Annotated in this window: 22 protein-coding genes; 14 read left to right on the top strand and 8 right to left on the bottom strand. The window is 72.6% G+C overall.

What is annotated here, in order from left to right; genetic code table 11:
* Positions 1–103: 103 nt before the first annotated feature.
* A complete protein-coding gene (gene otsB / locus GA0070616_RS06860; protein ID WP_091090093.1) occupies positions 104–2,665 on the bottom strand; it encodes a trehalose-phosphatase in 2,562 nt (853 codons plus the stop codon).
* 41 nt (positions 2,666–2,706) lie between these two features.
* Positions 2,707–4,107, bottom strand: a complete 1,401-nt coding sequence (locus GA0070616_RS06855; RefSeq protein ID WP_091078073.1) for an alpha,alpha-trehalose-phosphate synthase (UDP-forming) — start codon at positions 4,105–4,107, stop codon at positions 2,707–2,709.
* A 311-nt stretch (positions 4,108–4,418) separates the two neighbouring features.
* Between GA0070616_RS06855 and ettA the strand changes: the two genes are divergently transcribed.
* The 4 genes from ettA (at position 4,419) to GA0070616_RS06835 (ending at position 8,018) form a co-directional block, all read left to right on the top strand.
* Positions 4,419–6,095 (top strand): energy-dependent translational throttle protein EttA, encoded by a 1,677-nt coding sequence (gene ettA, locus GA0070616_RS06850; protein WP_091078071.1) that lies wholly within the window; start codon positions 4,419–4,421, stop codon positions 6,093–6,095.
* An 11-nt stretch (positions 6,096–6,106) separates the two neighbouring features.
* The gene (locus tag GA0070616_RS06845) at positions 6,107–6,553 is read left to right on the top strand and encodes an acyl-CoA thioesterase (protein ID WP_091078067.1); all 447 of its coding nucleotides are present in this window, start codon (positions 6,107–6,109) and stop codon (positions 6,551–6,553) included.
* Positions 6,550–7,284: a DUF8185 domain-containing protein gene (locus tag GA0070616_RS06840; protein WP_425412930.1), complete on the top strand. Its 735-nt coding sequence runs from the start codon at positions 6,550–6,552 to the stop codon at positions 7,282–7,284. Before GA0070616_RS06845 ends, GA0070616_RS06840 begins: the two co-directional genes overlap by 4 nt.
* Positions 7,285–7,433: 149 nt before the next feature.
* On the top strand, positions 7,434–8,018 hold the full coding sequence (locus GA0070616_RS06835) for a type III secretion system chaperone family protein (protein ID WP_091078063.1): 585 nt from the start codon (positions 7,434–7,436) through the stop codon (positions 8,016–8,018).
* A gap of 47 nt (positions 8,019–8,065) precedes the next feature.
* On the opposite strand, the gene GA0070616_RS06830 is transcribed toward GA0070616_RS06835, so the two are convergent.
* The 3 genes from GA0070616_RS06830 to GA0070616_RS06820 all read right to left on the bottom strand — a co-directional run bounded on the left by GA0070616_RS06830 (position 8,066) and on the right by GA0070616_RS06820 (position 11,301).
* Complete coding sequence (locus GA0070616_RS06830; protein ID WP_091078059.1) at positions 8,066–8,485, bottom strand: globin; 420 nt, start codon at positions 8,483–8,485, stop codon at positions 8,066–8,068.
* Between the two features lie 67 nt (positions 8,486–8,552).
* Positions 8,553–9,944: an MFS transporter gene (locus GA0070616_RS06825; RefSeq protein ID WP_091078056.1), complete on the bottom strand. Its 1,392-nt coding sequence runs from the start codon at positions 9,942–9,944 to the stop codon at positions 8,553–8,555.
* A 217-nt stretch (positions 9,945–10,161) separates the two neighbouring features.
* A complete protein-coding gene (locus tag GA0070616_RS06820; RefSeq protein ID WP_091078052.1) occupies positions 10,162–11,301 on the bottom strand; it encodes a mechanosensitive ion channel family protein in 1,140 nt (379 codons plus the stop codon).
* A 133-nt stretch (positions 11,302–11,434) separates the two neighbouring features.
* Between GA0070616_RS06820 and GA0070616_RS06815 the strand changes: the two genes are divergently transcribed.
* Positions 11,435–11,968 carry an HNH endonuclease gene (locus GA0070616_RS06815; protein WP_091078049.1) on the top strand — a complete coding sequence of 178 codons (534 nt, stop codon included), beginning with the start codon at positions 11,435–11,437 and terminating at the stop codon, positions 11,966–11,968.
* 67 nt (positions 11,969–12,035) lie between these two features.
* On the opposite strand, the gene GA0070616_RS06810 is transcribed toward GA0070616_RS06815, so the two are convergent.
* From GA0070616_RS06810 to GA0070616_RS06800, 3 genes are all read right to left on the bottom strand, one after another.
* Entirely contained in the window at positions 12,036–12,869 is an 834-nt protein-coding gene (locus GA0070616_RS06810; RefSeq protein WP_091078045.1) for a class F sortase, read from the bottom strand.
* 14 nt (positions 12,870–12,883) lie between these two features.
* Entirely contained in the window at positions 12,884–13,342 is a 459-nt protein-coding gene (locus GA0070616_RS06805; protein ID WP_175440245.1) for a hypothetical protein, read from the bottom strand.
* A 147-nt stretch (positions 13,343–13,489) separates the two neighbouring features.
* The gene (locus GA0070616_RS06800) at positions 13,490–13,942 is read right to left on the bottom strand and encodes an Lrp/AsnC family transcriptional regulator (protein ID WP_091078038.1); all 453 of its coding nucleotides are present in this window, start codon (positions 13,940–13,942) and stop codon (positions 13,490–13,492) included.
* A gap of 146 nt (positions 13,943–14,088) precedes the next feature.
* On the opposite strand from GA0070616_RS06800, the gene GA0070616_RS06795 reads away from it, so the two are divergent.
* Genes GA0070616_RS06795 through GA0070616_RS06755 form a run of 9 tightly spaced genes read left to right on the top strand, consistent with a single transcriptional unit; the run spans position 14,089 to position 23,232 of the window.
* Positions 14,089–14,991 carry a tryptophan 2,3-dioxygenase gene (locus GA0070616_RS06795; protein ID WP_091078034.1) on the top strand — a complete coding sequence of 301 codons (903 nt, stop codon included), beginning with the start codon at positions 14,089–14,091 and terminating at the stop codon, positions 14,989–14,991.
* 25 nt (positions 14,992–15,016) lie between these two features.
* Entirely contained in the window at positions 15,017–16,339 is a 1,323-nt protein-coding gene (gene kynU / locus GA0070616_RS06790; protein WP_091078031.1) for a kynureninase, read from the top strand.
* Positions 16,336–17,667: an FAD-dependent oxidoreductase gene (locus tag GA0070616_RS06785; protein ID WP_091078028.1), complete on the top strand. Its 1,332-nt coding sequence runs from the start codon at positions 16,336–16,338 to the stop codon at positions 17,665–17,667. Before kynU ends, GA0070616_RS06785 begins: the two co-directional genes overlap by 4 nt.
* A gap of 20 nt (positions 17,668–17,687) precedes the next feature.
* Entirely contained in the window at positions 17,688–19,169 is a 1,482-nt protein-coding gene (locus GA0070616_RS06780) for a 2-hydroxymuconic semialdehyde dehydrogenase (RefSeq protein ID WP_091090087.1), read from the top strand.
* Entirely contained in the window at positions 19,166–19,960 is a 795-nt protein-coding gene (locus tag GA0070616_RS06775; protein ID WP_091078024.1) for a 2-keto-4-pentenoate hydratase, read from the top strand. The genes GA0070616_RS06780 and GA0070616_RS06775 overlap by 4 nt, the downstream gene beginning before the upstream one ends.
* Positions 19,957–20,997, top strand: coding sequence for an acetaldehyde dehydrogenase (acetylating) (locus tag GA0070616_RS06770; RefSeq protein ID WP_175439995.1), 1,041 nt, complete (start codon positions 19,957–19,959; stop codon positions 20,995–20,997). The genes GA0070616_RS06775 and GA0070616_RS06770 overlap by 4 nt, the downstream gene beginning before the upstream one ends.
* On the top strand, positions 20,994–22,049 hold the full coding sequence (dmpG, locus tag GA0070616_RS06765; protein ID WP_091078021.1) for a 4-hydroxy-2-oxovalerate aldolase: 1,056 nt from the start codon (positions 20,994–20,996) through the stop codon (positions 22,047–22,049). Before GA0070616_RS06770 ends, dmpG begins: the two co-directional genes overlap by 4 nt.
* A complete protein-coding gene (locus GA0070616_RS06760; protein WP_091078018.1) occupies positions 22,046–22,819 on the top strand; it encodes a 2-keto-4-pentenoate hydratase in 774 nt (257 codons plus the stop codon). The genes dmpG and GA0070616_RS06760 overlap by 4 nt, the downstream gene beginning before the upstream one ends.
* The gene (locus GA0070616_RS06755) at positions 22,816–23,232 is read left to right on the top strand and encodes a RidA family protein (protein WP_091078015.1); all 417 of its coding nucleotides are present in this window, start codon (positions 22,816–22,818) and stop codon (positions 23,230–23,232) included. The genes GA0070616_RS06760 and GA0070616_RS06755 overlap by 4 nt, the downstream gene beginning before the upstream one ends.

The following is a 23,232-nucleotide window of genomic DNA, read 5'->3' as shown; positions in this document are numbered from 1 at the left end:
CCGATTCGCCCGCCCCACCGGCTCGGATCGGCGGGGGACCGGCACGGACGACGGCGGCCGGAGAGCGGGAACTCTCCGGCCGCCGTCGCGGTTCAGGCGCGGGTCACTGCTTGAGCATGTTGTCCAGCAGCAGGGCGCAACGGACCACGCCGAGGTGGCTGTAGGCCTGCGGGTGGTTGCCCAGCCCGCGTTCGGCGAGCGGGTCGTACTGCTCGGGAAGCAGCCCCGTCGGCCCGGCCGTGTCGATCATCTGCGTGAACAGCTCCTCGGCGTCGGTGCGCCGGCCGGTCCGCAGGTACGCCTCCACCAGCCACGCCGTGCAGATGTGGAAGCCACCTTCGCGGCCGGGCAGGCCGTCGTCCCAGTGGTAGCGGTAGACCACCGGACCGCTGCGCAGGTCGGCCTCGATCCTGAGCACCGTCGACAGGAAACGCGGGTCGTCGCCCGGCAGCAGCCCCGACAGGCCGATCCACAGCGAGGACGCGTCCATGTCCTCGTCGCCGTACGCGACGCTGTACGCCTCGGCGTGCTCGTGCCAGCCGTACTCCAGGACGTTGGCACCGATCCGGTCGCGCAGTTCCACCCACTCCGGTCGGTCCTCGCCACCGTGCTGGCGCACCACGTGCAGTGCCCGGTCGACGGTCATCCAGCACATCACCTTGGAGAAGATGTGGTGCCGCGGGGGGAGGCGGGCCTCCCAGATGCCGTGGTCGGGCTCGTGCCAGCGCCGGCGGACCGCCTCGACCATGTTCTCCAGCACCCGCCACTCGTCGTCGCGGACCGAGCCACGCGCGTCGGCGGTCGCCGCGATCAGGTCGGCGATCGGCCCGAAGACGTCGAGCTGGAGCTGGTGGTTGGCGAGGTTGCCGACCCGGACCGGCCGGGAGCCGGCGTAGCCGGGCAGCGTGTCGATGACGGCCTCGGCGCCCAGCTCGAAGCCGTCGACGGTGTAGAGCGGGTGCAGCCGTTCGGGGTGCCCGCCGGTGCGCTCGACGCAGCCGTCGACCCAGCGCAGAAACGCCTCGGCCTCGTCGATGGAGCCCAGGTCGACCAGCGCCCGCGCGGTCATCGCCGCGTCCCGCAGCCAGCAGTAGCGGTAGTCCCAGTTGCGGACCCCGCCCAGTTCCTCGGGCAGCGAGGTGGTCGCCGCGGCCAGGATCGACCCGGTGGCCTCGTGGCACAGGGCCCGCAGGGTGAGCGCGCTGCGGGCCACCAGCTCACGGGCGGTCGACGGCAGCCGCAGCGAGGCCACCCAGTCCTTCCACGGCTGCTCCGCGGCGGCCTGGCGCTCGTGGATCGGCAGGCGGTGGTGCTCCAGGCTGTGGGTGCCGAAGCGCAGTTCCAGGATCACCTGGCCGCCGGCGGCGGAGAGGTCGACCACCGCCTTGCCGGTCTCGTACCCGCCGTCGTTGGTGACCTCCCACTCGACGCCGGGGGAGTAGAGCGAGGCGGGCTCGTTGGAGCCGAGCACGAGCAGCCCGTCGCCGACGGGCTGCAACTGCACCGCCACCTGGCCGAACTCGGGCCGGGGCGCGAACTCCACCCGGGCCCGGCCGCTGCCGGTGAGCACCCGGATGAGGACCGAGTCACCGGCCACGATGGCCGGCCCGTCCGGGGTGGCGACCGCGTCCGGCGTGTCGAGCCAGTCGGTGACCGTCAGCCCCGACCAGCGCGTCTCCACGGTCATGGTGCCCGAGCGATAGCGCTGGCCGAGCGGGATGCCGCCGCGCTCCGGCGCCACGCTGAAGTGCCCGGCCGGGTTGCCGCCCACCAGGTCGGCGAAGATCGCGGCAGAGTCGGGCTTGGGGTGGCAGAGCCAGGTGACCCTGGCCTCGGGGGTGAGCAGCGCGACGGTACGGCCGTTGGCCAGCATCGAGTGTCGCTCGATCGGCACCGCCCGCTCGCCGAAGAGCCAGTGCCGGCGGGTCTCCAGCAGCAGCCCGAGCGCACGGGCCGCCTCGATGGGCTCGGCGACCCGGTAGCCGGCCTTCGTGTCACCCGGACCGATCTTGATGCCGACGTCCGGGCCGTGCAGGTTGCCGAAGGCGTTCTCGTCGGTGACGTCGTCGCCGATGAACAGCACCGCGCTGGCCGAGAGTTGGGTGCGTAGCTGGTCGACGGCGGTGCCCTTGTGGGTGGCGACCACCGACAGCTCGATGACCTCCTTGCCCTGGGTGACGGTGACGTCGTCCCAGGTGGCGGGGCCGTTGCGGACCGCCTCGACGGCAGCCGCGGCGACCTGCGGGTCGACCCCCCGGGTGTGCACCGCGACGCTGGCGGGCTTGCGTTCCAGCCGGATGCCGGGGTGGGCGGCGGCGATCTCGCGCAGCGCGTCGCGCAGCCGGGTGCGTACCGCGATCAGCTCGGGGGAGAGCCGCTCGACGAAGCCGATGTCGAACTCGGAGCCGTGGCTGCCGACGAGGTGGACCTCGCTGGGCAGCCGGGACAGCGCGGCCAGGTCGCGCAGCGCGCGGCCGGAGACCACCGCCACGGTGGTCTGCGGCAACGCGGCCAGGGCACGCACGGCCGCCACGGATTCGGGCAGCGGCACGGCCTTGCTCGGGTCCGACACGATCGGGGCGAGCGTGCCGTCGTAGTCACAGGCGATCAGGAGCTGTGGGACGCGGGCGATGCGGCCGATGGCGGCGCGCAGCTCCGGGTCCATCGTCCCCGCGGGCGGGGTGACGATCTCGTTGGCAGCGGCGTTCACGCGACCTCCGCATCCGGAACCCTGAGTTCGGTCAGGAACGAGTTCGCCCAGTGCCCCACGTCGTGTGTGCGCAGATGGCGCTGCATCGTCCGCATACGTCGACGGGCCTCGGCCTTCTCCACGTGCACGGCCCGCAGCAACGCGTCCTTGACCGCGTCCGGGTCGTGCGGATTACACAAAAATGCCTGGCGCAGCTCGGTGGCGGCGCCGGCGAATTCACTGAGCACGAGCGCGCCGCCCTGGTCGGCGCGCGATGCGACGTACTCCTTGGCCACCAGATTCATTCCGTCTCGCAGCGGGGTCACCATCATCACGTCGGCAGCGACGTACATCGCGGCCAGTTCCCTGCGACTGTACGACTGATGCAGGTAATGCACCGCAGGCACGCCGACCCTGCCAAATTCGCCATTAATCCGACCAACCTCGCGTTCCACCTTGACGCGAAGTGCCTGGTAGTGCTCCACCCGTTCGCGACTCGGCGTAGCAACCTGCACCATAACGGCGTCCGGTACTGTCAACTTTCCGTCAGAGAGTAGTTCCCGGAAGGCCTTGAGGCGAAGCTCGATGCCCTTGGTGTAGTCGAGCCGGTCCACGCCCAGGATGATCGTCTTCGGGTTGCCCAGCTCCTCGCGGATCTCCTTCGCCCGCGCCTGGATCGACGGGTCGGCGGCCAGCTGTTCCATCTCCTTCGTGTCGATGGAGATCGGGAACGCGCCGGCCTTCACCTTCCGGCCGTCCACCTGGATCATCTGACCCTCGTACCGCAGGCCGAGCAGGTGACGCGCCAGCCGGACGAAGTTCTGCGCCGCCAGCCGCTGCTGGAACCCGATCAGGTCGGCGCCGAGCAGCCCGCGCAGGATCTCGGTGCGGAACGGCATCTGCATGAACAGCTCGATCGGCGGGAAGGGGATGTGCAGGAAGAACCCGATCCGCAGATCCGGTCGCAGCTCGCGCAGCATCGCCGGGACGAGCTGGAGCTGGTAGTCCTGCACCCACACCGTGGCCCCCTCGGCGGCCACCTCCGCCGCGGCCTCCGCGAACCGGGCGTTGACCAGCCGGTACGCCTCGCGCCAGCGTCGTTTGTAGGCGGGAGTCTCGACGGCGTCGTGGTAGAGCGGCCAGATCGTCGCGTTGGACTGGCCCTCGTAGTAGCGTTCCAGTTCCTCGGCGCTCAACGGGACCGGGTGCAGCCGGATGCCCTCCAGGTCGAAGGGGTCGGGTGCCGCCCCGGTGCCGCCGGCCCAGCCGACCCAGGTGCCCTGATGTTCGGCGAGGACGGGGTGCAGCGCGGTGACCAGGCCGCCCGGGCTGCGCCGCCACTCGCGTCCTTCCGGTGTGCTCACCTCATCCACCGGAAGTCGGTTCGCCACTACGACAAAGGAGCTGCGGACGGTCACGTTCGGCCACCTCCGGATGCTGACTGGTCAACCCGCGATGAGCGTACTGAGCGTAGCTGCGAGGTCAGAGGCCCAGTGCCGGAGTCACCTACCCTTCCCACGCTCGCCGAACCGAATACGTGATCTTGTTGACAATCCGGCGACCCGCCGACAGCCCCGGGGGCGGGGTGATGTGGGCGCGGTGCGGCGTACCTGTCAGGATTGACGGCGGCGTGCGCGTGGCCGGCCGGTGGCCGGCGGTGGCGGGTGGAGTTCGCGGCCCGCGCCCGTGCCCCGCAACCCAGACGCAACCGACGGAGGTAGTCCCCACCGTGGCCCAGTTCATCTACGTCCTGGAAAAGGCGCGCAAGGCGCACGGCGACAAGGTCGTGCTCGACAACGTGACGCTGAACTTCCTGCCGGGGGCCAAGATCGGTGTGGTCGGGCCGAACGGCGCCGGTAAGTCCAGCCTCCTCAAGATCATGGCAGGGTGGGACCGGCCGAGCAACGGCGAGGCCCGGCTCATGCCCGGCTACAGCGTCGGGATGCTCGCCCAGGAGCCTCCGCTCAACGACGCCAAGACCGTGCTCGGCAACGTCGAGGAGGCGGTCGCCGAGACCAAGGCGAAGCTGGAGCGGTTCAACAAGATCGCCGAGCAGATGGCGACGGACTACTCCGACGAGCTGATGGAGGAGATGGGCAAGCTCCAGGAGGAGCTGGACCACGCCGACGCGTGGGACATCGACTCGAAGCTCGAACTGGCCATGGACGCGCTGCGCTGCCCCCCGCCGGACGCCGAGGTCACCCAGCTCTCCGGTGGTGAGCGCCGTCGCGTCGCGCTGTGCAAGCTGCTGCTGGAGGCCCCCGACCTGCTGCTGCTCGACGAGCCCACCAACCACCTGGACGCCGAGAGCGTGCAGTGGCTGGAGCAGCACCTCGCCAAGTACGCCGGCACCGTCATGGCGATCACCCACGACCGGTACTTCCTCGACAACGTGGCCAACTGGATCCTGGAACTGGACCGTGGCCGGACCTACCCGTACGAGGGCAACTACTCCACCTACCTGGAGAAGAAGGCCGCCCGGCTGGCCGTGGAGGGGCGCCGCGACGCCAAGATGAAGAAGCGGCTCTCCGAGGAACTGGAGTGGGTCCGCTCCAACGCCAAGGCTCGGCAGACCAAGTCCAAGGCCCGGCTCGACCGGTACGACGAGATGGCCACCGAGGCGGAGAAGACCCGGAAGCTGGACTTCGAGGAGATCCAGATCCCGCCGGGCCCGCGCCTGGGCAACACGGTGATCGAGGCACAGCACCTCACCAAGGGCTTCGGCGACCGGATCCTCATCGACGACCTGTCGTTCTCGCTGCCGCGCAACGGCATCGTCGGCATCATCGGCCCGAACGGCGTCGGCAAGACCACCCTGTTCAAGACCATCGTCGGGTTGGAGCAGCCCACCTCCGGCCAGGTGCGGGTCGGCGAGACGGTCTCCCTGTCGTACGTCGACCAGAACCGGCAGGGGCTCGACGGCGACAAGACCGTGTGGGAGGTCGTCTCCGACGGCCTCGACCACCTGATGGTGGGCAAGGTCGAGATGCCCTCCCGGGCCTACATCGCCGCGTTCGGGTTCAAGGGCCCCGACCAGCAGAAGCCGACCAAGGTGCTCTCCGGCGGCGAGCGCAACCGGCTCAACCTCGCGCTGACGCTGAAGCTCGGCGGCAACGTCATCCTGCTCGACGAGCCCACCAACGACCTGGACGTGGAGACGCTGTCCAGCCTGGAGAACGCACTGCTGGAGTTCCCCGGCTGCGCCGTGGTCATCTCCCACGACCGGATGTTCCTCGACCGGGTCGCCACCCACATCCTGGCCTGGGAGGGCGACGACGAGAACCCGGCGAAGTGGTTCTGGTTCGAGGGCAACTTCGAGGCGTACGAGAAGAACAAGGTCGACCGCCTCGGCGCGGAGGCCGCCCGGCCGCACCGGGTGACCTACCGCAAGCTGACCCGTGACTGACGGGCCCGGCCGTGGCTGACCGGTTCGTCTACCACTGCACGCTGCGGTGGTCCGACCTCGACGCGTACGGTCACGTCAACAACTCGCGGTTCCTCACCCTCTACGAGGAGGCGCGGGTGGCGTTGATGTTCGCCGGTGGCCGGGCGTGGGGAGTGGGTTCGTTCGCCGACGGTGTGGTGATCCGCCGGCACGAGGTCGACTACCTGCGCCCGGTCGACTACGCCCTCGGGCGGGCGACCGCCGAGGCCGCTCCGACCGTGCGCATCGAGCTGTGGGTGGAGGAGATCCGGGCCGCGTCGTTCACCGTGGCCTACGAGATGTACGACGGTGACCGGCTGGTCAGCCGGGCCCGCTCGGTGCTGGTCCCGTTCGACCTGGAACGCCAGGTGCCCCGACGGATCAACGCCGGGGAGCGCGAGTTCCTGATCGCGTACGCCCCGGCCGGGGGCGTGACGTGAGCGGCGACCGGGGGCGTCCCGGTGGCCCGGGTCGGCACCCGGTTGCCGGCCGGCCCGCCGGTGCGGCGGCTACCGGGACGGTCCCCGACAGTGGGCACGGGCTCGTCGACGTCGCCGACGCGGGTGCCTTCCTGGCCCGCCTGGTCCGCCTGGAGCCGGCCGCGCCGGTCCGGCTCCGCTCGACACCCGACGCGGGGCGCACCGCCCTGTGGGCCCGCCTGCCGTGGGGGGTCCTGGTGGTGCGCCCGGTGGCCGGGGACGGCCCGGGTGACGCCACCGTCGCCGCCCAGGAGTTGCTGGCCGAGTTGACGGCGGGCGGCGGCGCGCTGCCGGCCCGCCACGACGCGCAGTGGCGGTGGCCGCTGCCGCCGCCGGCCAGCCGCCGGGTGGAGGTCCTCCCGGCCACCGAGGTGCGTCGGGTGGCCGAGGCGGCGGCCGGCACGCTGCGGGAGGCCGCCGCGCACGGGGTGGCGGGGCGGGCGGTCGGCCAGCGGGTCCTGCGGGACGCTCTGCTGGACCACGTGCCGGTGGTGGTGCGGCCGGACGACGGCCCGGAGGAGCCGGTCGAGGTGAGCCAGCGGCTCGTGCAGGGCCTGGTGCGGATGGGGTTCCTCGGCGCGACCGACGGCGACGTTCAGGTGAGGACGGTCGGCCGATGGGTCGGCCTGGTGGGACCGTACGGAGCGGCATGGTCGCAGAAGGCTACGGATCTCGCCGTAAAGCCGCTCTGAGTTCATCCGAACGGATGACCCATGGTCGTTCTTCTGGGCCGGGGCGGGCGTTGGGGGGATGCTTCGTCCCGGCTGTCCGGGTACCGTCCATCCTCGGATCCAACGCACCGTAGGCGGCTGGATCCGCTGGGGAGTGAGGTGCGCGAGCGATGCCGTGGTGGTCATGGCGCCCCGGTCCCGCCAGTGGCGGTGATCCGGAAACTCGAAGCGGAGTCACGGTGGAGGGCAGCGTCAGGGTCGGTCCGCCGCCCCCGCGACAGCCCGGGGACGACTGCCCACCGACGACCGAGCGTCCGGTGATCGACATGCCGGCCACAGTCGAACCCGTAACCCTGAGCCGGGTCTGCAACGCACTCGACCTGCTCGACGTGCGTTATCTGGCTGATGGTGACGGCAATCTGCTGGCCATGTGGGAGCGACACGCCGTGCTGGTCGCTCTGGAGGGCCCCGAGGACGAGATCCTGGTGATGCGGGCCCGCCCGCACGCCACCGTCCCGCCCGACTGGGCCGACCGGGCATACCGGGTGGTCAACGAGTGGAACCACACCCGCCGCTTCTGCAAGGCGTACGTGGGCGACCCCACCGAGCGGGGGCAACTGCCGATCTACGCCGAGTTGCAGGTGCCACTCGGCGCGGGAACCCACGACGCGCTCCTGGTCGAACTGCTCGACTGCGGCGCGGCGGTGGCCACCAGCTTCGTGGACTGGCTGCACGACGAGGGCGCCCTGCTCTGAGTGGTGCGATCCCGCCGCACGGGGCCTCCCTGCGCGGCGGGCCCGGCTCAGCTCGGGTCCTCCATCACGTTGACCATGAAGTAGGCGGCCCGTTCCAGGTAGTCCCACAGGGCGGTGGCGAGCGCCGGCGGCAGGTCGAGCCGGTCGACGGCATGCCGCATGTGGCGCAACCACGCGTCCCGCTCGGCCGCACCGATCCGGAACGGCGCGTGCCGCATCCGCAGCCGCGGGTGCCCCCGTTGGGCGGAGTACGTGTTCGGGCCGCCCCAGTACTGGATGAGGAACAGGGTCAGCCGGTCGGCGGCGGGGCCGAGATCCTCCTCCGGGTACATGGGCCGCAGCAGCGGATCGGCGGCGACCCCCACGTAGAACTCGTCGACCAGCTTGCGGAAGGTGGGTTCACCGCCGACGGCCTCGAAGAGGGTCACCGCCTCACCCTGGCGGTCGGACTCAGCTGCGGAATTCACCGTTCCATCCTGCCAGGTGCCCGGTCGGCCGAGCCGGGGCGGGAGCGCGGTGGACGGGTGGGCCGCCTCAGGGGCTGGTGACGTCGGCACGGCTGGCCGGGCCGCCCGGCGCGGGCAGGTTCGCGGTGCCGCGGCGCGGGGCGCGGGGCGCAGCGACGGGCCCCGGTGGCACGCCGACCCCGCCGGCCTGCCGGGCGGCGGTGACCGCCGCGTCGATGGTGCTCCCGCTCGGCCAGCGCAGCGCCACCACGGACATCAGCACCACGCCGGCCGCGCTCCACACCCCCACCACGGCCGGGATCGGGAAGCGCTCGGCGAGCAGCCCCGTGACCAGCACCGCCATGCCCTGGATCACCTGGACGCCGGTGGCCATCACGCCGAAGGCGCGGGCCCGGAAGCCGTTCGGCAGCGCCTGGACGAAAAGGCCGTTGGCCACCGGCATCAGGCCGGCGACCGCGAACCCGCACGCGGCGGCGAGCACGGCCACCACCACCGGCGGCGGGTCGAGCAGGGACGGCACCAGCATCAGCGGGGCGAGCACCGCCAACGGGCGGATCAGCGCCAGCCGGCGGGCCGGTGCGAAGGCCCGGCTGATCACCAGACCGCCGAGGATGAAGCCGACGGGCCCCGCCGCCATGATCACGGCCTGGGCGGCACCGGCGTCCAGGCCGCCGTCGGCCCGTTCGTTGGCCCAGGCCGCCGCCAACCCCTCCGGGACGATGGAGAAGAGCATGGCGCTGAAGACCAGCACGGCGATGGACCGCAGCACGGGGTTGCCGAACACGAGGCGGAACCCGGCGGCGGTCTCCCGCAGCAGGTGACTGCGGTGGGCCGAGGTCATCGCCGGCGGATGGTCGTCGACACCGAGGCGCACCAGAACGGCGGACGACAGGAAGGTGGTCGCGTTGACGAGCAGGGCGGCCGTCGGGCTGACCGTCGCCAGGCCCGCGCCGAGCAGGTAGCCGACGACCTGGGCGGCCTGCCCCATGCTGGCGTTGAGTGACAGCCCCACCACCAGCCGGTCGCCGGTCAGCACCAGCGGGATCAGCGCCGACTTCGCGGCCTGGCTCGGCGGGTTCGCCAGCGTGGTGGCGAACAGGAGCAGCAGGATCACCTCGACCGGCATCCCGGGGATGGCGATGGCCACCATCAGGGCCGCCCGGACCACGTCGCACACCACCATGACCTGCCGGTAGGGGTGCCGTTCGGCGATGGTGGCCAGCAGTGGGCCGCCGACCAGCCAGGGCAGGTAGCTCGCGGCGAACGCGGCGGCGGACAGGGCGACCGACTGGGTCTCCTGGTAGATGAGCAGGGTGACTGCGGCCCGGGCCAGGTAGTCACCGATCCAGGACAGTGTGCTGGCCGCGAAGATGGCGCGGTACTCGCGCTGGGCGAACACTTCGCGGAAGGTTGCCGGCCCTTCCGGGGAGGGTCGCTCGTCGGACACCGTCGCCTCCATCGTCCCCGCACGGCCCACTCGTGGTGGCCGCCCCGGGAACCGTCGTCAGATCTTGCAGATCAGCGAGGACGTGACCACGCTCCGGGGAGCGCGTTCACCGGATTCTGCCCGATCGTCCGACAAACTGGCTAGGGCGGACGGATCGATCGTCGCATCTCCGACTGAACGAACGGACGATACCCGAGGGGCCGTGCGGCCCGGAACCCACCGCGTGAATTCAGAGCGTTCCACCGGGGCTGGCCTGGCCCGACGGCGGGACAGGCAGGCCCGGGTAGAGCCGCGCCGCCGCGATCTTGGCGGTGATGCCGGAGTTCTCCAGCGCCTCGGCCAGCCGTCGACGCAGCTCCCGACCCACCACGAACTGGGCCTCGGCGTCCGTCTTGACCACCACGCGGATCACCGCGCCGTCGATGGTCATCTGCTCGACGCCCAGCACCTCGGGAGGCTCGACGATCTGGGGGGACAGCTCCGGGTCGACCGCGAGCGAGGCGGCGGCGGTGCGCAGCACCGCGGCCGCCTGCTCCGTGCTGGCGAACCCGATCGGCAGATCCACCACGACCAGCGCCCAGCCCTGGCTCTTGTTGCCCACCCGGATGACCTCGCCGTTGCGGATGTACCAGAGCACGCCCCGGGCGTCGCGCACGGTGGTGACCCGCAGCCCCACGGACTCGACCACGCCGGACGCCTCGCCGAGGTCGACCATGTCGCCCACCCCGTACTGGTCCTCGATCAGCATGAACAGACCGGCCAGCAGATCCTTGACCAGGCTCTGCGCGCCGAAACCGAGAGCCACGCCGGCGATACCCGCGCTGGCCAGCAGCGGGGCCAGGTCGAAGCTGAACTCCTTGAGCACCATCAGCAGCGCGATGCCGTAGATGAAGGCCGTGCTCATGCTGCGCAGCACCGAACCGATCGCCTCGGCGCGCTGCCGGCGCCGCTCGGGCACGAACTCGCCCGGTTCGGCCGCCGCCGTCGGGATGCGCTCACGCAGCGGGCGCAGCATCGTGGGGACACCCGCGTCGCTGGTGGTGCGCACCAACCGGCTGATCGTGCGGTGGACCAACCACCGGGCGGCGACGGCGAGCAGCAGGATCAGGACGATCCGCAGCGGCTTGACCAGGATCCAGTAGCTGCCCTCGGCGAACCAGACCGAGCCGGTCCAGTCCCACACGCCCCGGCACAGCGCCTCGTCCAGGCACTCCGGGCTCGGGGTCTCGTCCGGGGCGGGACGGGGCGGGGCGGGGGTGGGGGTCAGCGGCGCGGTCACCCTGTCTTCGTACCGCAACCCCGTCGGCAGGTCGTCGCCGACCCACCGACGGGTGGGGTCCCCGCAGGTACGCAGGATTAGTACGTGCATTCCCGGTTCCGATCAGGGACGATTGGCGCGACGGACGTCGGTGATCCGGCCGGCGTCGACGTGGTGTATGGCCCTGTGCCCGGCACCGGTCGGCGATGGCGAGGTGGGCCGCTGAACCGGGAGGGTGAGCGCGATGCCTGACATACGACCCACGGTGGGCTCCGGCGCGTTGGTCCTCAACGCCACCTACGAGCCGCTGTGTGTCGTGTCCGTCCGGCGTGCCACCATCCTCGTGCTCACCGCCAAGGCCGTCTGTGTCACCGACGGCGAGGGCATCCTGCACAGCGCCCGCAATTCACTTCCGGTGCCGTCGGTCGTCCGGCTCACCCGGTTCGTCCGGGTTCCCTACCGCGCCCACGTCGGCCTGTCCCGCCGGGCGATCTTCGCCCGCGACGGGTGGCGGTGCGCATACTGCCGGGGCCCGGCGGAGACCATCGACCACGTCTTCCCGCGCAGCCGGGGCGGACGGCACGCCTGGGAGAACGTCGTGGCGGCGTGCGCGCGGTGCAACCACACCAAAGGCGACAAGACCCCGGCGGAGCTGGGCTGGCGGCTGCACGCACTGCCGACCGTGCCGAAGGGCACCGCCTGGCGGGTGCTCGGTCACCGGACCCCGGATCCGCGCTGGGTGGACTGGCTCGACCTGCGCGAGGCCGAGGCCGCCTGAGCCGAGGCCGCCCCGGTCGCGCCCGCCTGAGCCGCGCCCGCAGCGGGCCGGACTCCGGTGCCGTCGGTCACCGCGCCCGTACCAGGGACGCGAACACCACGACGTTGTCGGCGTACCCGGTCTCGCCGCCCACCCACGCCCCACCGCAGGTGATCAGCCGCAGCTGTGGACGGCTGAAGTCGCCGTACACCTCGTCGACCGGCAGCCGCTCCTTGTCGAAGCGGGCCACCCGGTCGACCTCGAACACCGCCACCGAGCCGTCGGAGCGGCTCACCTCGACCCGGTCACCCCGGCGTAGCTGCGGCAACTCGTGGAAGACCGCCGGGCCGGTGTTGGTGTCGACGTGTCCGACGATGATCGCCGGCCCGTACTGGCCCGGGGTGGGGCCCTGGTCGTACCAGCCGGCCTCCTGGGCGCGGGTGGCGTCCGGCGCGGCGACGCTGCCGTCGGCGGCGATCCCCACCTCGTGCACGGGAGCCGCCACGTCGATCTCGTCGATCTCGATGCCGACGGGTTGGCTGGCCGGCAGCACCGGGAACTGCGTCGGCGGCGGGCGCAGCCCGGCGATGAACCGGTCGGGCAGCACGCGCAGCCCGGTCACCCGCTCCACCCCGAGCATCGTCACGATCAGCAGCATCAGGACGCCGATCGCCAGGACCGGCAGCCCGGGGCCCGACCGGACGAACCGGCCACCCCGACCGGGCCGGACCCGGACGTGCCGGCGACGCGGCGGCACCGGCCGGGCGGCCGGGTCCGGCATCGGGACACTGGCCGAGACCGCCTCGCCGGCCACCCGGCGGGCCCGCGCCGCCGTCGCGGCGAGCAACCGGCCGGAGGCCCGCAGCAGGCGGTGCCCGGCCCGCCCGCGGACCCGGCCCGACCTGCGGCGGGAGCGGACCATGACGGATCCGCCCCTCAGGAACCGGTTCCGGCTCGGCGGCGGCTGCTGACCAGCCCGAACACCACCGTGGCGACCACCAGCCCGGCCCCGCCGAGCAGCAGCACCGATCCGGTGCCGCCGGCCGTGCCGCCGCCACCGGTCGCCGGACCCTTGCTCGGCTGTTCCATGTTCAACACCGTCAGCGTGGTGCTGTCGGTGTTGCCGTTGTCGCAGCGCAGGTTGACCGGGTAGCTGCCGGCGGGCCTGTCGCCGGGGATGGTGACCGAACCGGTGAGGAAGCCGTTCTCCGGTCGCAGGAACACCCGGTCGAAAGCCTCGGAGGTGACTTCGGCCTGTTTGTCGTTGACGTTGTCGCAGCTGGCCCGAAGGTTCACCCGGGTGCCCGCCTGGGCGCTGTTCGGGGTGACCTCGATGAAGGTCTCGTCGCCCGCGCGGACCGGTGCCGCGCCGGCGAGGACGAGGGCCCCGACCATTGCGAACGCCGCGAACAGGCGGACGATGGTGGACGGGACGCCGAGCGCGTCCCCGTACGGTCGCAGACCCCGCATGATCCTCCCTCCCGGCACCGGCGTACCGGCCCTGCTGGGGCGACCCGCGGGGCTTTCCCCCTGGTGGCGGAGCTAACCCGGGCCGTCGACGGGCAGCGGGGTGACCGGCTGCCAGTCCAGCGGGGTGGACAGCACCATCGTGCTCGACGGCTGCCCGTACGGGGCGAGCCGGTCGATGACCGACTCGAAGTCCCCGATCGACCCCGCCGCGACCTTCAGCACGCTGCACGCGTCCCCGGTGATCCGGTGGATCTCCAGGATCTCCGGCCAGCCGGCCACCTCCGGGTCGCGCAGGATGCAGCGGGGGCCGTAGCAGGACATCCGGATCAGGGCGACCACCGCGCGGCCGGCCCGGGCCAGGTCCACGTGCGCGTGGTAGCCGGTGACCACGCCCGACTCCTCCAACCGCCGGACCCGCTCGGCGACGGCCGGCGGGGACAGGTGCACCCGGCGGGACAACTCGCTGAAGGACAGCCGTGCGTCGGCCTGTAGTTCGCGCAGCAGCGCCCAGTCCATCTCGTCCACGCCTGAACCTTACGCGTGACAGGCCGGTCGGGGATTTTGCCGTCCCTTCGGAAGGTCCAACGGGCTAAGCGCCGTTGATCCGGCATTCCATCGCGGGTGTTGACCGAGGGACCATGTCCGAACCCGCGCGAGGAGGGAGCGGAGACGTGGAGCAGACGGAACTGCGGGCGGACCCGCCGTCGGCGGTGGTGCGCCCGGTGACCCCGCGACAGCGGGCGGCAAGGGCCGCGCGCAACGGCGGCGAGCCCACCCTGGAGTTCGCCGAGCGGGTGCCGTACGACGCGTACGTGCGGGCCAGCACGCTGCACCGGTTGCAGCAGCCGCTGAGCGACGACCCCGGCGAGATGTCGTTCCTGATGGTCAGCCAGATCATGGAGCTGTACTTCGGGCTGACCTGCCACGAGCTGCGCGAGGTCCGGCGGCTGCTGCGCGCCGACCGGGTGTGGGACGCGTCGGCCCCGCTGCGCCGCGCCGCCCTGCACCTGGAGGGGCTCAACGCGGCCTGGCGGGGGCTGCGCTGGATGACCCCCGCCGACTTCAACCGGTTCCGCGACCTCCTCGGCGAGGGCTCCGGCTTCCAGTCGGCCATGTACCGCCACCTGGAGTTCCTGCTCGGCCTGCGGGATCCCGCGCTGATCCGGCCGTTCCGCCGGCAGACCGAGGTGCACGCCGAGCTGACCGCCGCGCTGGCCGCGCCGAGCGTCTGGGACGAGGTGCTCGCCCTGCTCGCCCGGCACGGCCACGAGTTGCCCGACGAACTGCTGGCGCGTGACGTGTCGGTCGAACACGAGCCGCACCCGGCGGTCGAGGCGGCCTGGGTGCGGATCTACGCCGAGCCCGGTCCCGACAACCACCTGCACCTGTTGGGCGAGGCGCTGACCGAGGTCGCCGAGCAGTTCGGCGACTGGCGGCACCACCACATCAAGGCCGTCCAGCGCACCATGGGCGCCAAGGTCGGCAGCGGCGGTTCCGCGGGGCTGGCCTGGTTGCAGCGCAGCATGGCCCGGGTGGTCTTCCCGGAGCTGTGGTCGGCACGTACCGCGATGTGACACGAGAGCGAGTGGACACCCGACGATGAGCGGAAACGACACCGACCCCGGAACCGGGCCACGGCGCTTCGCCTCGGGCGAGGCGGAGGCCCACCGACTCGACGCGGCCGACCCCGGCCACCGGCACCTGTTCCACGTGCCGCCCGCCGACGGGGGGCGCTACCCGGAGGCCGCGTACCTGGCCGGCAACTCCCTCGGCCTGCAACCCCGGGCCACCCGCACCGAACTCCTCGCCGACCTGGACGCGTGGCGTCGGCTCGGCGTCGAGGGCCACCTGGAGGCGGATCGCCCCTGGCTGCCGTACCACGAGCTGTTGACCGGGCCGGCCGCGCGACTGGTCGGCGCCCGGCCCACGGAGGTCGTGGTGATGAACTCCCTGACGGTCAACCTGCACCTGCTGATGGTCAGCTTCTACCGGCCGGCGGGCCGGCGGACCCGCATCCTCATCGAGGACAGCGCCTTCCCCTCGGACAGCTACGCGGTGCGCAGCCAGGCCCGCTTCCACGGCCTCGACCCGGACACCACCGTGGTCCGGCTGACCCCGCGCCCCGGCGAGGACACGCTGCGCACCTCGGACGTCACCGACTTCCTCGCCGCCGAGGGCGACACGGTGGCGCTGGTGCTGCTCGGCGGGGTCAACTACCTGACCGGTGAGCTGATGGACATCCCGACGATCACCGCCGCCGGCCGGGCCGCGGGTGCGGTGGTCGGCTGGGACCTGGCGCACGCCGCCGGCAACGTGCCGCTGTCCCTGCACGACTGGGACGTCGACTTCGCGGCCTGGTGTTCCTACAAGTACCTGAACTCGGGGCCCGGGGCGCTGGCCGCGGTGTTCGTGCACGACCGTCACCTGGGCGACCCCACGCTGCCCCGCTTCGAGGGCTGGTGGAGCACCGAGGCGGCGACCCGCTTCGAGATGCCCCCGGTGTCCCGCCCGCCCGCGACCGTCGAGGCGTGGCAGATCTCCAACCCGCCGATCTTCGCGATGGGCCCGGTGCGCACGTCGCTGGAGCTGTTCGACGCGGTCGGCATGCCGGCGCTGCGGGAGCGCAGCCGGCGGCTCACCGGATACCTGGAACGGCTGCTCGACGAGGTGACCGCCAGCCGGCCCCTGACCGTCGTCACCCCGCGCGACCCCGACCGGCGCGGCTGCCAGCTGTCGGTGCGGCTGGGCGCCGGCAGCGCCGCCGACCTGACCAAGCGGCTGCGCCACGAGCACGGGGTGGTCGCCGACGCCCGGGAGCCCGACGTGGTGCGGTTCGCTCCGGTGCCGCTGTACTCCACGTACCACGACTGCTGGCGGGTCGCCGACGCGCTCGCCGCGACCGTCACGGAGGAGCGGCGGTGACGGAACCAGACGAGATCGCGGTGGTCGGCGCCGGCCTGGCCGGCTGCCTGCTGGCCTGTTTCCTGGCCCGCCGCGGCTACCCGGTGGCGCTCTACGAGCGACGGCCCGACCCGCGTACCGGCCGGGTGGAGCGGGGCCGGTCCATCAACCTGGCCCTGTCCGAACGCGGCCTCGACGCCCTGCGCCGCATCGACCTCGACAAGCAGGTGATGGCCGACGCACTGCCGATGCGCGGGCGGATGGTCCACCCCGTGACGGGCGAGCCGGAGTTCCAGCCGTACAGCGTCACCGGCGACCGGGCGATCAACTCGATCAGCCGGGGTGCGCTGAACAACGCGCTGCTGGACGCCGCCACCGCCCTGCCCCGGGTGCGCGTCGCCTTCGACCACCGGCTGGTCGGCCTCGACCCGGCCACCGGCGCGATGACCTTCGAGACCCCGCAGGGCACGGTCGCCGCGTCCGCCTCGGTGGTGCTGGGCACCGACGGCGCCGGTTCGGCGGTACGCGGTCAGCTCCTCGGTCACGGCCTGCTCACCGAGAGCCTCGACTTCCTCGACTACGGCTACAAGGAACTCACCGTCCCGCCGCGCGACGGCGACTTCGCGCTCGACCCGGCGGCCCTGCACATCTGGCCGCGCGGCACCTCGATGATGATCGCGCTGCCCAATCCGGACCGCTCGTTCACCTGCACCCTGTTCTGGCCCACCCACGGCACCGAGAGCTTCGCCTCGCTCGGCAGCCCGGCAGCGATCGTCCGGCACTTCGCACAGCACTACCCGGACGTGGTGCCGCTGGCGCCGGACCTGGTCGACGACTACCAGCACAACCCGGTGGGGGTCCTCGGCACGGTCCGCTGCGACCCCTGGCAGGTCGGCGGGACGGTCGGCCTGCTCGGCGACGCCGCACACGCCATCGTGCCGTTCTACGGTCAGGGCGCCAACTGCGCCTTCGAGGACGTGGTCGCTCTCGACGGCTGCCTCGACGAGTGCGGCGACGACTGGTCGGCGGCGCTGCCGCTGTTCCAGCGGCGGCGGCAGCCCGACGCCGAGGCGATCGCCCGGATGGCGCTGGCGAACTTCGTCGAGATGCGGGACCGGGTGGCCTCTCCGGTGTTCCGCGCCCGCAAGCGGGTCGAGCACGCGCTGGAACGGGCCCTGCCCGGCCGGTACGTCTCCCAGTACGAGCTGGTCTCCTTCTCCACCACCCCGTACGCGCAGGTGCGCCGCCGGGTACGCCGGCAGTACCAGGTGGTGGGCGCGGTGGCGGCCGGTGCGGTTGCGGCACTGGCCGGCGCGGCCGTGGCGATCGGGCGAGGAGGCCGGCGATGACCCGGTGGGATCCCCGGTTGATGGCCGGCACCGCGCCGGACGGTCCCGGCCTGCTGCGCCACTTCGTCGGCGGGGAGTTCGTCGACGCCGGGCGGCGGTTCACCAAACGCAGCCCGGTCACCGGCGAGCCGGTCTTCGAGGTGGTCGAGGCCGACCGCGCCACGGTCGACGACGCGGTGGCCGCCGCCCGCGCCGCCCTGCGCGGCCCGTGGGGGCGCACCGGCGAGCGGGAGCGCGCCGAGGTGCTGCGCCGGGTCGCCGACGAACTGGAACGCCGCTTCGACGACCTGGTGGCCGCCGAGGTGACCGACACCGGCAAGGCGGTCTCCCAGGCCCGGACCCTGGACATCCCGCGCGGCGCGGCCAACTTCCGGGCGTTCGCCGAGATCGTGGCGACCGCGCCGACGGAGTCGTTCACCACGGTCACCCCGACCGGTGGCCGGGCGCTCAACTACGCCGTGCGCAAACCCGTCGGCGTGGTCGCGGTGGTCGTGCCGTGGAACCTGCCGCTGCTGCTGCTCACCTGGAAGGTCGCCCCGGCCCTGGCCTGCGGCAATGCCGTCGTGGTCAAGCCCAGCGAGGAGACTCCGGCGTCGGCGACGCTGCTCGCCGAGGTGATGGCCGCCGCGGGCGTGCCCGCCGGGGTGTTCAACCTGGTGCACGGCTTCGGCCCCGACTCGGCCGGCGAGTTCCTCACCCGGCACCCGGACGTGGACGCGATCACCTTCACCGGCGAGTCCACCACCGGCGGCACCATCATGCGGGCCGCGGCGGACGGGGTGAAGGCGGTCAGCTTCGAGCTGGGCGGCAAGAACGCGGGCCTGGTGTTCGCCGACGCCGACCTGGACGCGGCGGTGGCCGGCTCGGTGCGGTCCAGCTTCACCAACGGCGGCCAGGTCTGCCTCTGCACCGAGCGGCTCTACGTGCAGCGGCCCGTCTTCGAGGAGTTCACCGCACGGCTGGCGGAGCGGGCCGCCGCGCTGCCGTACGGGTGGCCGGCCGACGAGGCCACGGTGAACATGCCGCTGATCTCGCACGCCCACCGGGACAAGGTGCGCGGCTACTACGACCTGGCCCGGGTCGAGGGCGCCGAGGTGCGCGCCGGGGGCGGCTCGCCACGCTTCGGTGACGCCCGCGACGGTGGCGCGTACGTCCAGCCGACCGTGCTCACCGGCCTCGGCCCGCACGCCCGTACGACCACCGAGGAGATCTTCGGCCCGGTCGTGCACGTCGCCCCGTTCGACGACGAGGACGAGGCGTACGCCCTGGCCAACGGCACCGAGTACGGCCTGGCGGCCACGGTGTGGACCCGCGACGTGGGGCGGGCGCACCGGGCCGGCGCCCGGCTGGACGCCGGTATCGTCTGGGTCAACACCTGGTTCCTGCGCGACCTGCGTACCCCGTTCGGTGGGGTGAAGGCGTCGGGGATCGGCCGGGAGGGCGGCGTGCACTCCCTGGACTTCTACTCCGAACTCACCAACGTCTGTGTGGACCTGTCATGAACGTCGACCATGAGGCCGCGGCCCGGGAGTTGGCCGAGGCCCGGGACAGCGGCAGACCCTGCCCGCCGTTGCGGGGGCGGCTGCTGCCGCCGGGGGACGTCGCGGCGGCGTACGCCGTGCAGCAGTGCCAGATCCGCGGCTGGCTGGCCGGCGGCGCACGTCGGGTGGGCGCGAAGATCGGCCTGACGTCCCGGGCGGTGCAGGAGAGTTTCGGGGTCTACGAGCCCGACTTCGGGGTGCTCCTGGACCGGATGGCCGTCCCGGACGGCGCGGAGGTGCCCGTCGACCGGCTGCTCCAGCCCCGCGTGGAGGCCGAGGTCGCCTTCGTGCTCGGCGCCGACCTGCCCGACGGCCGGGTCACCACCGTCGACGTGGTGCGGGCCGTCGACCACGTGCTGCCGGCCATCGAGATCGTCGACTCGCGCATCGCCGGCTGGGACATCTCCATCGTCGACACGGTGGCCGACAACGCCTCCAGCGGCCTGTTCGTGCTCGGCACGACGCCCCGCCGGCTCGCCGACGTGGACCTGCGCCTCGCCGGCATGGTCCTTTCGCACGCGGGAGAGCCGGTCTCGGTGGGCGCGGGCGCGGCCTGCCTGGGCAATCCGCTGCACGCGGTGGCGTGGCTGGCCGGCACGGCGGCGCGCGCCGGTGACCCGCTGCGGGCCGGTGACGTGGTGCTGTCGGGGGCGCTCGGGCCGATGGTGCCGGTCACCCCCGGTGCGGCGTACGAGGCGCGGATCTCGGGCCTCGGCTCGGTGCGGGTCTGCTTCGAAGGGAGAGACGAATGACGACCGGGGTGGCGGTGATCGGGTCCGGCAACATCGGCACGGATCTGATGATCAAGGTGCTGCGGCTGGGCGGTGACCCGGCGGGTCGGCCACCGGGGGAGTCCACCGTGCCGCGTCCGTCGGGTCCGGGTGGCGACCCGTCGGGTTCGTCGGGGAGCCTGCGGATGGTGGCGATGGCCGGCATCGACCCGGACTCCGACGGCCTGGCCCGCGCCCGGCGACTCGGCGTGGCCACCACCGCCGACGGTGTGGACGGCCTGGTGGCGATGCCCGAGTTCGCCGACGTGGAGCTGGTCTTCGACGCCACGTCGGCCGGCGCGCACCGCCGCAACCACGAGGTGCTGCGGGCGCACGGGCGTGTCGTCGTCGACCTGACCCCGGCGGCGATCGGCCCGTACGTCGTGCCGCCGGTCAACCTCGACCAGCACCTGCACGAGGGATGCGTCAACATGGTCACGTGCGGCGGGCAGGCGACCGTGCCGATCGTGGCCGCCGTCGGCCGGGTCACCCCCGTCGCGTACGGGGAGATCGTCGCCTCGATCGCGTCGAGGTCGGCGGGGCCGGGCACCCGCGCCAACATCGACGAGTTCACCGAGACCACCGCCCGGGCCATCGAGGTGGTCGGCGGCGCCGAACGCGGCAAGGCCATCATCGTGCTCAACCCCGCCGACCCGCCGCTGCTGATGCGGGACACCGTCTACTGCCTCTGCCCCGACGCCACCGCCGACCGGGCCGCGATCGCCGCCTCCGTGGCCGACATGGTGGCCACCGTCCAGGAGTACGTGCCGGGGTACCGGCTCAAGCAGGACGTGCAGTTCGACCCCGTCGACGCGTACGTGCCGGCGCTGGGGCGGCACCTCACCGGGCTCCAGGTGTCGGTGTTCCTGGAGGTGGCCGGCGCCGGGCACTACCTGCCGGCGTACGCCGGGAACCTGGACATCATGACCTCCGCCGCGCTGCGTACCGCGCAGCGGCTGGTGGCCCTGCGCCCGGCCGGCGGCCCCGCGCCGGCGCAGCCCGCGGGGGTGACCGCATGACCGACCTGTACATCCAGGACGTGACGCTGCGCGACGGCATGCACGCCATCGGGCACCGCTACACCCTCGACCAGGTGCGCACCATCGCCGCCGCGCTGGACGCGGCCGGGGTGGCGGCGATCGAGGTGGCGCACGGCGACGGCCTGGCCGGGTCCAGCGTCAACTACGGTCACGGCGCGGCGGCCGACGCCGACTGGATCTCCGCCGCCGCCGAGGTGCTGACCGGCGCGAAGCTGACCACGCTGCTGCTGCCCGGCATCGGCACCATCGCCGACCTGAAGGCGGCGAAGGCGCTCGGCGTGACCAGCGTGCGGGTCGCCACCCACTGCACCGAGGCGGACATCTCGGCCCAGCACATCTCCTGGGCCCGGGAGAACGGCATGGACGTGGCCGGATTCCTGATGATGTCGCACATGGCCGACCCGGCGGGCCTGGCCGCCCAGGCGAAACTGATGGAGTCGTACGGCGCGCACTGTGTCTACGTCACCGACTCCGGTGGCCGGCTGCTGATGTCCGACGTGGCGCAGCGGGTCGACGCGTACCGGCAGGTGTTGGAGCCGACGACGCAGATCGGCATCCACGCCCACCACAACCTGTCGCTGGGGGTGGCCAACAGCGTGGTCGCCGTGGAACACGGCCGGGTCCTCGGCGACGGTCCGGTCGGGTCCGCGCACGGCCGCACCGTCCGGGTGGACGCCTCGCTCGCCGGCATGGGCGCGGGAGCCGGCAACGCCCCGCTGGAGGTGTTCGTGGCGGTCGCCGAGCTGCACGGCTGGAAGCACGGCTGTGACGTCTTCGCGCTGATGGACGCCGCCGACGACGTGGTCCGCCCGTTGCAGGACCGGCCGGTCCAGGTCGACCGGGAGACCCTCTCCCTCGGGTACGCGGGGGTCTACTCCAGCTTCCTGCGGCACGCCGAGCGGGCCTCGCAGCGGTACGGGGTGGACGTCCGATCGATCCTGGTCGAGCTGGGGCGCCGCCGGATGGTGGGCGGCCAGGAGGACATGATCGTGGACGTGGCACTCGACCTCGCCGGCAGGGAGCAGTCATGATCGGTCCGGACGTGGCGGGCATCGCCGAGAAGCTCGGTGTGGCCGCCGACACGGCCACGGCCATACCGCAGCTCGCCGCCGAGACCGGGCTGGACGTCGACGCCGCGTACGCGGTGCAGACCGCGCTGGTGCAGCGCCGCGTCGACCGGGGCGAACGTCTCGTCGGGCTGAAGATGGGGCTGACCAGCCGGGCGAAGATGGCCCAGGTCGGCGTGGACGAGGTGATCTGGGGACGGCTCACCGACGTCATGCGGGTGCCCGACGGCGGCACGGTCGACGTCGGCGACTTCATCCATCCCCGGGTCGAGCCGGAGGTGGCGTTCCTGCTGGACCGGCTGCCCGAGCCGGGCGAGCCGGTCGGCGCGTTCACCGACGCGGTCCGCGCCGTCGCCCCGGCGATAGAGCTGATCGACTCCCGGTACGCCGACTTCACGTTCTCGCTGGCCGACGTCGTCGCCGACAACACCTCCGCCGCCGCGTTCGTGGTCGGGCCGTGGTCGCCGGTGCCCGACGGCCTGGACAACCTGGGCGTGCTGCTGGAGGTCGACGGCCGGGTGGCACAGGTCGGCTCGACGGCGGCGATCCTCGGCGACCCGCGCCGGGCGCTCGACGAGGGCATCCGGCTGGCGGGCCGGCACGGGGTGCGGCTGCGCTCCGGCTGGGTGTTCCTCGCCGGGGCGGCCACGGCCGCCGTGCCGTTGCGCCCCGGCGCGCACGTGCGTGCCGTCGTCGAGAGGCTCGGCGTCGCGTCGCTGCGGGCGGCGTCATGAGCGGGGCGCGGGTCGTCGCCGGCAAGGCGGTTCCCCGGGGGGCGTTTCCGCACGTCAAGGTGGCGGGTGGGTTCGTCTTCGTGTCGGGTACGTCGTCCCGGCGGCCCGACAACACCTTCGCCGGGGTGTCGGTGGACGAGTTCGGCACCACCGACCTGGACATCCGCGTGCAGACCCGGGCGGTGATCGGCAACCTGCGTGACCTGCTGCGGTCGGTGGGCGCGGACCTGGCCGACCTGGTGCAGGTGACGTCGTACCTGGTCAGCATGAACGACTTCGGGGGATACAACGAGGTGTGGGCGGAGTTCTTCGACGCCTCCGGGCCGACCCGGACGACGGTCGCGGTGCACCAGCTGCCGCACCCGCACCTGCTGATCGAGATGCAGGCAGTGGCCCTTCTTCCCGGGAGGTAA

Origin of the sequence: Micromonospora nigra (assembly GCF_900091585.1) — a bacterium.
GTDB classification, from domain to species: domain Bacteria; phylum Actinomycetota; class Actinomycetes; order Mycobacteriales; family Micromonosporaceae; genus Micromonospora; species Micromonospora nigra.
This window is presented reverse-complemented; position numbering and strand designations above follow the sequence as displayed.

Coding starts and splice junctions, on each gene's coding strand:
- GA0070616_RS06815 (WP_091078049.1), top strand. CDS start 11,435: ATGCCTGACATACGACCCACGGTGGGCTCCGGCGCGTTGGTCCTCAAC.
- GA0070616_RS06760 (WP_091078018.1), top strand. CDS start 22,046: ATGATCGGTCCGGACGTGGCGGGCATCGCCGAGAAGCTCGGTGTGGCC.
- GA0070616_RS06825 (WP_091078056.1), bottom strand. CDS start 9,944: ATGGAGGCGACGGTGTCCGACGAGCGACCCTCCCCGGAAGGGCCGGCA.
- GA0070616_RS06770 (WP_175439995.1), top strand. CDS start 19,957: ATGACGACCGGGGTGGCGGTGATCGGGTCCGGCAACATCGGCACGGAT.
- GA0070616_RS06780 (WP_091090087.1), top strand. CDS start 17,688: ATGGCCGGCACCGCGCCGGACGGTCCCGGCCTGCTGCGCCACTTCGTC.
- GA0070616_RS06835 (WP_091078063.1), top strand. CDS start 7,434: ATGCCGTGGTGGTCATGGCGCCCCGGTCCCGCCAGTGGCGGTGATCCG.
- GA0070616_RS06805 (WP_175440245.1), bottom strand. CDS start 13,342: ATGGTCGGGGCCCTCGTCCTCGCCGGCGCGGCACCGGTCCGCGCGGGC.
- GA0070616_RS06810 (WP_091078045.1), bottom strand. CDS start 12,869: ATGGTCCGCTCCCGCCGCAGGTCGGGCCGGGTCCGCGGGCGGGCCGGG.
- GA0070616_RS06755 (WP_091078015.1), top strand. CDS start 22,816: ATGAGCGGGGCGCGGGTCGTCGCCGGCAAGGCGGTTCCCCGGGGGGCG.
- GA0070616_RS06775 (WP_091078024.1), top strand. CDS start 19,166: ATGAACGTCGACCATGAGGCCGCGGCCCGGGAGTTGGCCGAGGCCCGG.
- GA0070616_RS06820 (WP_091078052.1), bottom strand. CDS start 11,301: ATGCACGTACTAATCCTGCGTACCTGCGGGGACCCCACCCGTCGGTGG.
- dmpG (WP_091078021.1), top strand. CDS start 20,994: ATGACCGACCTGTACATCCAGGACGTGACGCTGCGCGACGGCATGCAC.
- otsB (WP_091090093.1), bottom strand. CDS start 2,665: ATGGACCCGGAGCTGCGCGCCGCCATCGGCCGCATCGCCCGCGTCCCA.
- kynU (WP_091078031.1), top strand. CDS start 15,017: ATGAGCGGAAACGACACCGACCCCGGAACCGGGCCACGGCGCTTCGCC.